Here is a 12,404-nt window from a genome sequence, read left to right on the forward strand (position 1 = left end):
AGTTCACTATGTCGGCAAATGATAATACGAAAACTGTTCCGAATGCCCTGCCTGACGGCTACCGTTTTAATGAGTTTGAGATCAAGGAAGTCATCGGAGGCGGTGGCTTCGGCATTGTCTATCGCGCCTGGGATCACCAGCTCGAACGCACAATTGCTATAAAAGAGTATATGCCGGTGTCGCTGGCGGTTCGTGCCGCCGATTTGTCACTGGAACTGCGCGGAGAGCGTTTTCAGAAACTGTTTAATGCCGGACTGAACAGCTTTATTCAGGAGGCGCGTCTGCTGGCCCGATTTAATCATCCGGGACTGCTGCACGTGCTGCGCTTCTGGGAGCAGAACGGCACGGCCTATATGGGCACGCTCTACTACAGTGGCATGACGCTCAAAGAGTGGCAGGTTACCAGCCCGGCGTCGATTTCTGAAGCCTGGATCCGCCGTCTGCTGCCGCCGCTGCTGGGTGCTATCAGCACGATTCATCAGGCTGGCTATCTGCATCGCGATATCTCCCTCGACAACATTCAGCTTCAGGAGAATCAGCTGCCCGTACTGCTGGACTTCGGCTCGGCGCGTAAGGAGATCGGCAACCTCTCTGACGAAACGGAGATCATGCTTAAGCCTGGCTTTGCACCCATCGAACAGTACAGCGAAGAGGGTGAAGTTGAACAGGGACCCTGGACGGATATCTACGCCCTGGGCGCGGTGCTGCATAGCCTGATTACCGGTAATCCCCCGCCGGTGAGCGTGGTGCGCTGCATTGAAGATAATTATCAGCCGCTGGTGGAACGCCAGCCGGAAGGCTACTCGCTGCCGCTGCTGCACGCCATTGACTGCGCGCTGGCCATGAAACCTGGTGATCGCCCGCAAACCATCGACGCCTTTGCCGCACTGATCGATCTGCCGGTCAGTGATGTTGAGGCCGTGGTCAACAGTTTCCCGGTGCCGGGCGAGCCGCCGGTTATGCCGATCGAAGAGGTCGTTGAGGCGGCTCCGCCGGTTGTGATGGCGATGAATCATGCAGCCGCCGCAGCGGAGCCTGTTACCCCGCGTGCGGTGCGCAAATTGTCACCTGTCTTGCTGAGCCTGGCGGCCGTGGCTATCCTGGCGGTGGTCGTCGCCATCTGGCTGGCTAATCGCCACACGGCAATGCCAGATGTGGTCAGCAACAGCTCAGCCGTGACGCATCCGGCACCTGCATCGACGCCGCCAGCCGCAGCCGTTCCTGCCGCGCTGGCGACGGTCTATCTGAAGCTGGAAAGCGGTGAAAGCGTAGTGCTCAACGGACAGCAGGTCGAGGTGAAGCCTGGCAGCAGCGGATTTGCCGCGCTGAATCTGGCGGCCGGGCAGTACAAAATAGACGTTCAAAATGGCAGTGAGACGCATACCCAATCCCTGACCATTGATAAGCCTGGAACCTGGCTTATCAATCCGGGCAAGTAATCCCCGGATCGATCGTAAAAGGGCGCGACAGTGTCGCGCCCTTTTCTATGCGGCTTCTGCGCTGCTGATTCGCCTGTGGCCTGATTCAGGCCTGTTTGAGACAGGATTGCTGCAGCGTCCGCACCTGATGCGCCAGCCGGCTCAGGCTCTCTTCCTCCATGCCACGACGGGTGAGTTCCTCTTCCAGTGCAAACAGATACTGCGCATTCGAACCCAGCGGGCCGCTGGCCGCAGCAATGAGCGGCGCAATCGCCTCCGGGCAGGAGTCCGATTCATAAAGCGGATGACGTGGATCCATAATAAAGGTCAGCGCAGTCACGCTGCGGCCATCCTCCAGCTGTAATTCGCACCAGGTCGGTAAATAGCAGCCGGTGATCATCTCACGCTTCCACAGCAGCGCCAGCTCTTCATGTAAGCGCGCTTCCGGCAGACGAAATGCCAGTCCGGTTGTGCGGCCACCCTGTTTCAGCGCCAGCATGCGCCCCGGATGCGTGGCAGTGCCACGTCCCGCGATCAGCCGCAGGCAGAAAGCACGATGCCAGCCCTCCAGCGAACCGGATGCAACTTCATCCGCCTCAAAAATCGGGTTCCACATCAGTGAGCCGTAACCAAAGATCCAGACAGGGCTGTGATCGGGACGGCAGGCCAGCGTGGCGGCCAGCGAGGCGGCGCGCTGCTCGCAACTCCAGAGTAGCGTCTCATCGATATCCCCGAATGATGTTTTACAATCCGCTTTTAATAGAAATTCCCGGGTAAGCAATGCGACCTCCTCAACGTCATCGGCGTCCTGCGAAAGTGCTCCTGTAACATGATCTCCAAAACGGCGCTGCGTTTCGTTCATTAAATTGACATTAATCTATTTACGCGCGGGGTTTCAAGCGTGATTCCGGTCGCAGGTTAAAAAAAACCAGATAAACCTGATAGCGAAGTCGAAAAAAAGGGCTGGATAATCCTGGCCCTTTGACGTGAACAGACTAGCAAGGCGATTACGCTTTAGGATGCCACTTATCGTCATTCCCTTTTTCATACTCTTTTTTCACGGCTGACCAGGCGACCTTATGCGCCACTTCTTCCCGCGAATCATCGCCGCGTCGATCTTCCGCCTCTTTATATTGATCCCACGCACTATTAAATGCCTGCTGATAGATATCCTGCGCATGCGCAGGAAGCACGTGCTTAACGTTGTCGGGTAAGTCGGTTCGTTTATCGTAAGGCATAATTTTTCCTCTGTTTATCGTCGCGGTTTAGTGTTTCTGGTTAAGCCTGGCGCAACAGTAAAAAAACGCAAACCTGTACTTATCGTCACTTCAGTTTAAAAATATGAGCCCATCCCTGAAATTTAGATTAAAATGCCATTTTTGTGACATATATCGTCAGGATAGGTGCATAGGTCAAACTTGTTGTATCCTGATTAATATTGCAATATTCCAGATAACATCAGGTTAATATCATTTCAAAAGGTTATTGCACTTAAGTAAAAACCAGTAAATTTCTCCTGTCAGGGCCGGTGAAAAGATAAACTGCGCACTGCCCTAAAACTGATTATATTTCTAACAGCAGCCCCCGCTGTGTCCGGATAATCATTAACCAGAGAGGATGGTGAATGCCTTCACATGAAAAAACTCGTCACAAGGAATTCTCGCTGATATTTCCCCTTATCACGCTGGGTATACTCTATTTTTTTGGTGCTAACACCGCATTTCCCGTTGTCGTCGGTATCAACTTAGTGGCATTGATTGCCATTCTGAGCAGCGCGTTTAGCGTGGTGAGACATGCAGATGTGCTGGCCCACCGGCTGGGCGAACCCTATGGCTCACTGATTCTGAGCCTCTCTGTCGTCATTCTGGAAGTGAGTCTGATCTCGGCGCTGATGGCGACAGGCGATGCCGCACCCGGCCTGATGCGCGATACGCTTTATTCGATTGTGATGATTGTGACCGGCGGGCTGGTCGGCTTTGCGCTGCTGCTGGGCGGTAATAAGTTTGCGACGCAGTACGTCAATCTGGCGGGCGTGAAACAATATCTGATCGCTATCTTTCCCCTCGCGATTCTGGTGCTGGTATTTCCCAACGCGCTGCCGGGCGGTAATTTCTCTGTCACCCAGGCCCTGCTCATCGCGGCAATTTCAGCCGCAATGTATGGCGTTTTCCTGCTGATTCAGACCAAAACCCACCAGAGCCTGTTTGTTTATGAGCATGAAGATGAGAGTGACGATGGGGATCCGCATCATGGTAAACCTTCGGCGCACAGCAGCGTCTGGCACACTATCTGGCTGATCGTGCATTTGATTGCGGTCATTGCCGTGACCAAGATGAACGCCAATACGCTGGAAAGCCTGCTGACAGACCTGAATGCACCGGCACAGTTTACCGGCTTCCTGGTGGCGTTGCTTATCCTCTCGCCGGAAGGGCTCGGCGCAATTAAGGCTGTGCTGATGAATCAGGTACAGCGCGCCATGAACCTGTTCTTTGGTTCGGTGCTGGCGACTATCTCCCTGACGGTACCGGCAGTAACCATTATCGCCACCCTGACCGGACAGGAGCTGATATTCGGTCTGGAGCCGCCACAGATGGTGATTATGATGGCGTCGCTGATTCTCTGTCAGCTCTCCTTCTCGACCGGACGCACCAATGTATTGAACGGTGCCGCCCATCTGGCGTTGTTTATCGGATATCTGATGACCATCATGCTGTAACGGCAGCGGGCTTCAGACGAAAAAAAAGAGCGAGTAATCGCTCTTTTTTTTCAGCAAACTTATTTGCTGGTATCGAGTTCCGGGAAGCTTTTCACCAGATCGTCAATCGCTTTCATCTGCACCAGGAATGGCTCCAGCTTATCCAGCGGCAACGCGGATGGGCCATCACACAGGGCGTGTTCCGGATCCGGATGCGCTTCGATAAACAGACCGGCAATGCCGACCGCCATACCGGCACGCGCCAGCTCAGCCACCTGAGCACGACGACCGCCTGATGCTGCACCGAACGGATCGCGCGTCTGCAGCGCATGGGTCACATCGAAAATCACCGGGCTGTTTTTGGTGACTTTCTTCATCACGTTAAAGCCGAGCATATCGACAACCAGATTGTCATAGCCAAAGTTGCTGCCGCGATCGCACAGGATAACCTGCTCGTTGCCACCTTCAGCGAACTTATCAACGATGTTGCCCATCTGACCCGGGCTGACAAACTGTGGCTTCTTAACGTTGATAACTGCGCCGGTTTTTGCCATCGCTTCTACCAGATCAGTCTGACGCGCCAGGAAAGCTGGCAACTGAATCACATCCACCACTTCAGACACTGGCTGCGCCTGTGACGCTTCATGAACATCGGTGATGATCTTCACGCCAAAAGTCTGCTTCAGCTCCTGGAAAATCTTCATCCCTTCTTCCAGGCCCGGGCCACGATAAGAGTGAATTGAGGAGCGGTTCGCTTTATCAAACGACGCCTTAAAGACGTAAGGGATACCGAGTTTCGTGGTCACGTTGACGTAGTGTTCGCAGATGCGCATCGCCAGGTCGCGTGACTCCAGCACGTTCATCCCGCCAAACAGTACAAATGGCAGATCGTTTGCGACGTTGATATCGCCAATACTCACGACTTTCTGTGTCATGCCCTTTCCTTTTCAGTGGGTCCGCTTAGTGCAGCGTGACCTGTTTTTGTTCGATTGCGTGAATCTGAACTTTGATCATTTCGCTGACCGGGTCTTCAGGACACTGCTCAACGAAGTAAGTTAAATCATTCAGCGCGATATGTTCGCACTCCAGCTGCGCGTAGATCAAACCGCGGTCGCGAATTTCATAGGGATCATCCGGATCAATACGCAACAGCACCTGACTGACGTTCAGTGCCAGTTCCATCTTCTGCTCTTCCATCAATGCCGCTTTAAGCGTGTCGAGCATTTTGCGCATCACGGTGACGGTCTTCGCTTCGTCGAGGTCATCATCATACAGACGCGCGGTCGGGCTGATGTTGCCTTTGAGCCACACTTCCAGCGTGTGCCGGTCAAGGGTTTCTCCATTGAACGGATTGATCATCCACTTGTCGCCATCAATCCAGTCCGCACGCAGAATCAACTGCGTCGGGAAAATCACCGGCATCAGCGGCAGTTCCAGCTCGGCGGCAATATGTAGCAGGATAACGCCCAGTGACACTGCCGTGCCCTGACGCGTCTTCAGCACATTGTCGATCCAGAGCGCATCAGAAAGCTTGTAGACACCGCTGGCGCCGCGAAATCCCCACTGGCGATAAAACAGCTCAAGCAGCTTTTCCAGCTGCATATCCGCATCTTCAGCGTGGCTGACATAGTCACGCGCTTCGGCGACTAACGCCGCAAGTTGCGCTTCCACCGACAACGCCGGAAAATCGGCGCGGATGGCAAGCGTAGCGCCAATCACCGCTTCACACAGCGGTGTCTGGCTGAAATCTAATTGTTCGGTCGAGGTCATACTATCCCCATAACGGCATTTTAGTCAGCGCCAGCGTAATGATGGTCACCAGGGCGAGTAACGCCACCAGAAAAGCGATCCAGCGGGTGCGATCAGTGCGTGGACGTCGACTCAATGCCACAAATCCTAAGGCGATGTAGATGATAACCGCTAAAAGCTTCTCCGTCAGCCAGCTTCCTTGCGGCGTGAAGGGATAGAAGTGGGTAATCATCACCAGCGAGACGCCGGTCACCAGTAACAGCGTGTCATTAATGTGCGGCAGAATGCGGACCCAGCGTTTCGTCATCATTGCCGAACCACAGCGCAGCCAGTAAAACCGCAGCAGAAACAGCGTCACGGTCAGCACGACGGTTAAGATGTGCAGATTTTTAATCAGAGGATAAAAGGCGACCATTATAAATCCTTTTTAAAGCGCTTTTATTAGGGGAACTGACCTAAGGTGACTCGTGGATTGCCACCGTAATCGTTGACGGTTTCAACGGCGTGATAGCCATTCTGCCGCATCAGCGTAGCCACCGCTTCGCCCTGCTGCCAGCCATGCTCCAGCAGCAGCCAGCCGCCGGGTAGCAGCCACGCAGGTGCCTGCTCGATCAGCGTGCGCAGATCCGCCAGTCCCGCCTCATCGGCCACCAGCGCGCTGCGCGGTTCGAAACGCACGTCACCCTGCTCCAGATGACTATCGCTGGCATCAATATAGGGCGGATTGCTGACGATGAGACTAAAGCGCTGCGGCGTGAGAGCCTGGAACCAGTGACTGAGCAGAAAGCGAGTGTTGCTGAGGCTGAGCTGCTGCGCATTACTGCCTGCCAGCTCAACGGCGGCCTGAATGCGATCCACGCCGGTCACCTGACAGTCGGGGCGCTCGCTGGCCAGTGCCAGCGCAATCGCTCCGGTGCCGGTGCCCATATCCAGAATGGTCGAAGGTGTCGCAGGCAGATGCGCCAGCGCCTGTTCAACCAGCAGTTCGGTATCCGGACGCGGAATCAGCGTGGCATCAGTGACGCGTAAGGGCAGCGACCAGAACTCGCGCTCGCCCACCAGATGCGCTACCGGTTCGCCCCGGGCACGACGCGCCAGCAGGCTATTCAGCTGCGCCAGCTGTTCATCGCTGAGCACCGTTTCATCAAAGGCAATTAACCAGCTGCGTGACTTGCCGGTCACGTAACCCAACAGGATCTCTGCGTCACGCTTAGGGCTGTCACCACCATACAGCGTGGCAACCGCCTGTTTCAGCCAGTGACGAAAATCCATTAATCCTGACCAGCCAGCGCCGCCAGCTGATCCGCCTGGTATTCCTGCACAATCGGCTCGATCAGGCTGTCAAGTTTGCCTTCCATCACTTCATCCAGACGGTAGATCGTCAGGTTGATACGGTGATCGGTCACGCGGCCCTGCGGGAAGTTATAGGTACGGTTGCGGTCAGAGCGGTCGCCGCTGCCCAGCAGGTTGCGGCGGGTACTGGCTTCGGCAGCGTGACGGCGGGCCATCTCTGCCGCGTGAATACGCGAACCCAGCACCGCCAGCGCTTTGGCTTTGTTTTTATGCTGTGAACGTTCATCCTGACACTCCACCACGATGCCGGTGGGCAGGTGGGTAATACGAATCGCGGAGTCGGTGGTGTTAACGTGCTGACCGCCTGCACCAGAAGAACGGAAAGTATCGATTTTCAGGTCACCGGCATTGATCTCCGGCAGTTCTGCTTCCGGAATTTCCGGCATCACGGCAACGGTACAGGCTGAGGTATGAATACGGCCCTGAGATTCGGTCTCCGGTACACGCTGCACACGGTGGCCGCCTGACTCAAACTTCAGGCGCCCATAGGCACCGTCGCCGGTCACGCGAGCAATGACTTCTTTGTAACCGCCATGCTCGCCTTCGTTGGCGCTGATGATCTCCACGCGCCAGCGACGCGCTTCGGCATAGCGGCTGTACATACGGAACAGATCGCCGGCGAAGATCGCGGCTTCGTCGCCGCCGGTGCCGGCGCGCACTTCAATAAAGCAGGCGCGCTCATCATCGGGATCTTTCGGCAGTAACAGAACCTGCAACTGCTGCTCCAGCACGTCGTTTTTCTCACGCGCTTCCTGCAACTCTTCCTGCGCCATATCACGCATTTCAGGGTCGTCGAGCATCTGCTGCGCCGTTTCGATATCTTCCTGTACCTGCTGCCAGTCGCGGAAGCAACGGGTCACATCGGTCAGTTGGGCATATTCGCGTGACAGCGCACGGAAACGCTCCTGATCGGCGATCACGCCAGCATCGCCCAGCATCGCTTCCACTTCTTCGTGGCGCTCCTGCAGGGCTTCCAGTTTGGCAACTATAGAGGTCTTCATTTAAATGTGGGATTCCCGTAACAGGTGGCGACAGCGGTGTACCTAATCGAGACCCAGGCTGTCGCGTAAAATCTGCAGGCGTTCATTATCGCCATCGCGGGCGGCCTGCTGAAGTGATTTGGTTGGAGCATGTATTAAACGGTTGGTCAGCTTGTGCGCCAGTTCCTGCATGACTTTCTGCGGATCGGCACCCTGCTGCAGCGCCTGCAGCGCACGGCCTTCCAGCTCAGCGCGGATTTCATCCGCCTGAGAACGATATTCACGGATCGTATTCACCGCGCCCTGTGAGCGCAGCCACGCCATGAATTCGCTGCTTTCCTGAACCACGATGCTTTCGGCCTGAACCGCGGCCGCTTTGCGCTGCGCCAGGTTCTGTTCGATGATCGCCTGCAGGTCATCCACGCTGTAGAGATAAGCGTTAGGCAGATCGCCCACCTCCGGCTCTACGTCGCGCGGCACCGCAATATCGACCAGCAGCATCGGTTTGTTGCGGCGCGCTTTCAGGGCGCGCTCCATCATTCCCTTGCCGATAATCGGTAACGGACTGGAGGTTGACGAAATAATGATGTCGGCTTCAGCCAGACGGGCATCGATCTCCGCCAGCGTGATCACTTCCGCACCCACTTCCGCCGCCAGCGTTTCAGCGCGCTCGCGGGTACGGTTGGCGATGATGAGATTTTTGACCTGATGCTCACGCAGATGACGCGCCACCAGCTCAATGGTTTCGCCTGCGCCGACCAGCAGTACATTGACGGAAGAGAGAGATTCGAAGATCTGGCGGGCCAGCGTACAGGCGGCAAACGCCACCGAGACCGCGTTAGCACCGATATCGGTTTCTGTGCGCACGCGTTTGGCCACAGAGAAGGTTTTCTGGAACATGCGCTCCAGTTCACTGCTCAGTGCCTGACCGCGCGAGGAGTCAGCAAACGCTTTTTTTACCTGACCGAGGATCTGGGGTTCACCGAGTACCAGGGAGTCGAGTCCGCTGGCGACGCGCATCAGATGGCTGACCGCCTCGTTATCCTGATGCCAGTAGAGGCTGTTGCGTACATCCTCTTCATCCAGCTGATGATAATTACATAACCAGCTCACCAGACGCGCCTGTAAGTCGGCCTGTTGCTCTACACTCAGGTAAAGTTCAGTCCGGTTACAGGTGGACAACACCACGCCGCTCTGCACCATGGGCTGTGATAACAGGCTGTTTAACGCCTGCTCAAGCGTCTCCGGCCCGAACGAGACGCGTTCGCGCAGAGCAATGGGGGCTGTCTTGTGATTGATTCCGAGAGCGAGCAGCGTCATGGCGGTTTTAGTTGGGATGTCCCAATAATGTCAGGGTTTTGTGATGCGCATTCTACAAGATGCGGCAGATCAAGAAAAGCCATACAAAGGCTATGACTGTAATAAGATTAACCCGATCGTGCGCAATTTGCTGCATAACAGCATTGACGGTTAAAACCGGGACGGTTAGCGTTATCCGTTACGAAAAATACATGTGTCCGAGGAGATGACCACTTGATGCTTAATACACCACGCAATCTGTTGCGCCTTTTGCCCCTTGCCAGCGTCCTGCTGGCGGCCTGTAGCGTCAACAAACCGCAAGGCCCGGGCCCCAGCGTTACCGCGCCACAGTGGCAACAGCATCAGCAGGCGGTCTCAAAGGTTACGCACTATCAGACCCGCGGTGCCTTTGCCTACCTCTCTGACAAGCAGAAAGTCTATGCCCGCTTCAACTGGCAACAGACCGCGCCTGATCGCTATCGCCTGCTGCTGACCAATCCACTGGGCAGTACCGAACTGCAGCTTGATGCACAGGGCTCGGTGGTGCAGATCGTCGATAACAAAGGCAAGCGTTACGTCAGCAATGATGCACAGAAGATGATTTCGCAACTTACTGGCATGAACATTCCGCTGGCAAACCTGCGCCAGTGGATGATGGGTCTGCCTGGCGATGCCACCGATTATCAGCTTAACGAGAACTATCAGCTAAGCAGCCTGAACTACAGCCGCGACGGCCAGAACTGGCAGGTGTCTATTGCGGGTTACGATAGCAAAGTTACCCCACCGCTGCCGTCCAGCCTGGAGCTGAAAGAGGGTGATCAGCGAATTAAACTGCGTATGGACGGCTGGACCGTTCAATGATCACCCACTGGCCTGCCCCGGCAAAACTGAATCTTTTTCTCTACATCACTGGCCGTCGTCCCGACGGCTATCACAACCTGCAGACGCTGTTTCAGTTTCTGGATTACGGTGACCAGTTGCAGATTACCGTTGATGACAGCGATTCCATTCAGCTGTTAACGCCGGTGGCAGGCGTCGCGGATGCAGATAACCTGATTGTGCGCGCCGCAAATAGGCTGAAACAGGCAGCCCTGAATAAGCATTGCCTGCCTGCTCGTGCTGGCGCACAGATCGCCATTGAGAAGCATCTGCCCATGGGGGGCGGCCTCGGTGGAGGTTCATCGGATGCTGCTACCGTACTGGTGGCGCTGAATCATCTGTGGCAAACCGGCTTCACACCGGATGAGCTGGCAGCAATTGGCGTGAAACTGGGCGCGGATGTGCCGGTGTTTGTGCACGGCTTCGCGGCTTTTGCGCAGGGAGTGGGTGAACAACTTCAGCCCGCAGAGCCGGAAGAAAAGTGGTATCTTGTCGCTCATCCCGGCGTGAACATCAGCACACCAGTGGTATTCAACGACCCCGAACTGACGCGTGATACCCCATCGCGCAGTTTATCGACGCTTTTAGCTGCACCCTTCACCAATGATTGTGAAGCAGTGGTAAGAAAACGTTTTCGTAAGGTTGATGAGCTTGTTTCCTGGCTGCTAGAATACGCGCCGTCACGCCTGACTGGCACGGGCGCTTGTGTGTTTGCTGAATTCGACACTGAGTCTGCTGCCCGTCAGGTGCTGGAGCTTGCCCCGAATGGGGTGCGCGGATTTGTAGCCCGGGGCGTAAATGTTTCGCCGCTACAGCGTACCCTGCGAGGCGATTAGCGATTGCGTGACAGTGTCACCACGTTCCAGACACTGCACGTTTCGCATCAACACACCCGTGTGAACGCACATGACTGTACGCGCCGGTTACTGTCATGCCGTTCATTCTCTGGACGCAAAGCCTGAGGTTCTTCTCGTGCCTGATATGAAGCTATTTGCTGGTAACGCCACCCCGGAACTAGCACAACGTATTGCCAACCGCCTTTACACCAGCCTGGGAGACGCCGCTGTAGGACGTTTCAGTGATGGTGAAGTGAGCGTACAGATTAACGAAAATGTACGCGGTGGTGATATTTTCATCATCCAGTCCACCTGTGCCCCCACCAACGATAATCTGATGGAACTGGTTGTGATGGTCGACGCGCTGCGTCGTGCTTCTGCTGGTCGTATTACCGCAGTCATTCCCTACTTTGGTTATGCCCGTCAGGATCGCCGCGTGCGTTCCGCGCGTGTGCCAATCACCGCAAAAGTAGTGGCAGACTTCCTTTCCAGCGTCGGTGTTGACCGTGTTCTGACGGTTGACCTGCACGCCGAGCAGATCCAGGGCTTCTTCGACGTCCCGGTTGATAACGTATTTGGCAGTCCGATCCTGCTGGAAGATATGATGCAGATCGGTCTGGAAAACCCGATTGTTGTTTCTCCCGATATTGGTGGCGTAGTACGTGCCCGTGCTATCGCTAAACTGCTGAACGACACCGATATGGCTATCATTGATAAACGCCGCCCTCGCGCGAACGTTTCTCAGGTGATGCACATTATTGGTGACGTTGCTGGCCGCGACTGTGTGCTGGTCGACGACATGATCGACACCGGCGGCACGCTGTGCAAAGCGGCTGAAGCGCTGAAAGAGCGTGGTGCTAAACGCGTGTTTGCTTACGCGACGCACCCGATCTTCTCCGGCAATGCGGTTGAAAACCTGCGTAAATCCGTTCTGGACCAGGTGATCGTCTGCGATACCATCCCACTGTCTGACGAGATTAAGTCACTGCCGAATGTGCGCACGCTGACTTTATCTGGCATGCTGGCTGAAGCGATTCGCCGCATCAGTAACGAAGAATCGATCTCGGCGATGTTCGAGCATTAATTCTTCGCGGAACCGGGCCCTGTGCCCGGTTTTTTTAAGCCAGCCAGTCGCCCGACTAACGCACTTCTTTTTCTGATTTTTCCGCGATAAATTTCCCCACTATCCCCTATT

13 protein-coding genes are annotated in these 12,404 nt (G+C 55.5%); 5 read left to right on the forward strand and 8 right to left on the reverse strand.

What is annotated here, in order from left to right; genetic code table 11:
* Positions 1 to 8: 8 nt before the first annotated feature.
* A complete protein-coding gene (locus EE896_RS10955; RefSeq protein ID WP_003853128.1) occupies positions 9 to 1,439 on the forward strand; it encodes a serine/threonine protein kinase in 1,431 nt (476 codons plus the stop codon).
* An 85-nt stretch (positions 1,440 to 1,524) separates the two neighbouring features.
* Here EE896_RS10955 and EE896_RS10960 read toward each other — a convergent pair whose 3' ends face one another.
* Positions 1,525 to 2,199 (reverse strand): gamma-glutamylcyclotransferase, encoded by a 675-nt coding sequence (locus EE896_RS10960; protein WP_003850848.1) that lies wholly within the window; start codon positions 2,197 to 2,199, stop codon positions 1,525 to 1,527.
* Between the two features lie 226 nt (positions 2,200 to 2,425).
* Positions 2,426 to 2,656, reverse strand: a complete 231-nt coding sequence (gene chaB / locus EE896_RS10965; RefSeq protein WP_003850845.1) for a putative cation transport regulator ChaB — start codon at positions 2,654 to 2,656, stop codon at positions 2,426 to 2,428.
* Positions 2,657 to 3,042: 386 nt separating this feature from the next.
* Here chaB and chaA point away from each other — a divergent pair, with 386 nt between their 5' ends.
* The gene (gene chaA, locus EE896_RS10970; protein WP_003850842.1) at positions 3,043 to 4,134 is read left to right on the forward strand and encodes a sodium-potassium/proton antiporter ChaA; all 1,092 of its coding nucleotides are present in this window, start codon (positions 3,043 to 3,045) and stop codon (positions 4,132 to 4,134) included.
* Between the two features lie 59 nt (positions 4,135 to 4,193).
* Here the strand turns inward: chaA and kdsA are convergent, their stop codons facing one another.
* Genes kdsA through hemA form a run of 6 tightly spaced genes read right to left on the reverse strand, consistent with a single transcriptional unit; the run spans position 4,194 to position 9,515 of the window.
* Positions 4,194 to 5,048: a 3-deoxy-8-phosphooctulonate synthase gene (gene kdsA / locus EE896_RS10975; RefSeq protein ID WP_003850840.1), complete on the reverse strand. Its 855-nt coding sequence runs from the start codon at positions 5,046 to 5,048 to the stop codon at positions 4,194 to 4,196.
* Positions 5,049 to 5,073: 25 nt separating this feature from the next.
* Positions 5,074 to 5,883, reverse strand: coding sequence for an invasion regulator SirB1 (gene sirB1 / locus EE896_RS10980; RefSeq protein WP_003850839.1), 810 nt, complete (start codon positions 5,881 to 5,883; stop codon positions 5,074 to 5,076).
* 1 nt (position 5,884) lies between these two features.
* Positions 5,885 to 6,277 carry a SirB2 family protein gene (locus tag EE896_RS10985; protein WP_003850837.1) on the reverse strand — a complete coding sequence of 131 codons (393 nt, stop codon included), beginning with the start codon at positions 6,275 to 6,277 and terminating at the stop codon, positions 5,885 to 5,887.
* 26 nt (positions 6,278 to 6,303) lie between these two features.
* Positions 6,304 to 7,134 (reverse strand): peptide chain release factor N(5)-glutamine methyltransferase, encoded by an 831-nt coding sequence (gene prmC / locus EE896_RS10990; RefSeq protein WP_039660399.1) that lies wholly within the window; start codon positions 7,132 to 7,134, stop codon positions 6,304 to 6,306.
* A complete protein-coding gene (gene prfA, locus EE896_RS10995; protein WP_003850832.1) occupies positions 7,134 to 8,216 on the reverse strand; it encodes a peptide chain release factor 1 in 1,083 nt (360 codons plus the stop codon). The genes prmC and prfA overlap by 1 nt, the downstream gene beginning before the upstream one ends.
* 42 nt (positions 8,217 to 8,258) lie before the next feature.
* Positions 8,259 to 9,515, reverse strand: coding sequence for a glutamyl-tRNA reductase (gene hemA, locus EE896_RS11000; RefSeq protein WP_003850831.1), 1,257 nt, complete (start codon positions 9,513 to 9,515; stop codon positions 8,259 to 8,261).
* A 216-nt stretch (positions 9,516 to 9,731) separates the two neighbouring features.
* Between hemA and lolB the strand changes: the two genes are divergently transcribed.
* The 3 genes from lolB to prs all read left to right on the forward strand — a co-directional run bounded on the left by lolB (position 9,732) and on the right by prs (position 12,293).
* Positions 9,732 to 10,355: a lipoprotein insertase outer membrane protein LolB gene (lolB, locus tag EE896_RS11005; protein WP_008926155.1), complete on the forward strand. Its 624-nt coding sequence runs from the start codon at positions 9,732 to 9,734 to the stop codon at positions 10,353 to 10,355.
* Positions 10,352 to 11,209: a 4-(cytidine 5'-diphospho)-2-C-methyl-D-erythritol kinase gene (ispE, locus tag EE896_RS11010; RefSeq protein WP_003850827.1), complete on the forward strand. Its 858-nt coding sequence runs from the start codon at positions 10,352 to 10,354 to the stop codon at positions 11,207 to 11,209. The genes lolB and ispE overlap by 4 nt, the downstream gene beginning before the upstream one ends.
* Before the next feature lie 136 nt (positions 11,210 to 11,345).
* Positions 11,346 to 12,293 carry a ribose-phosphate diphosphokinase gene (prs, locus tag EE896_RS11015; RefSeq protein ID WP_003850825.1) on the forward strand — a complete coding sequence of 316 codons (948 nt, stop codon included), beginning with the start codon at positions 11,346 to 11,348 and terminating at the stop codon, positions 12,291 to 12,293.
* Positions 12,294 to 12,404 lie beyond the last annotated feature (111 nt).

Origin of the sequence: Pantoea eucalypti, from assembly GCF_009646115.1 — a bacterium.
Classification (GTDB): domain Bacteria; phylum Pseudomonadota; class Gammaproteobacteria; order Enterobacterales; family Enterobacteriaceae; genus Pantoea; species Pantoea eucalypti.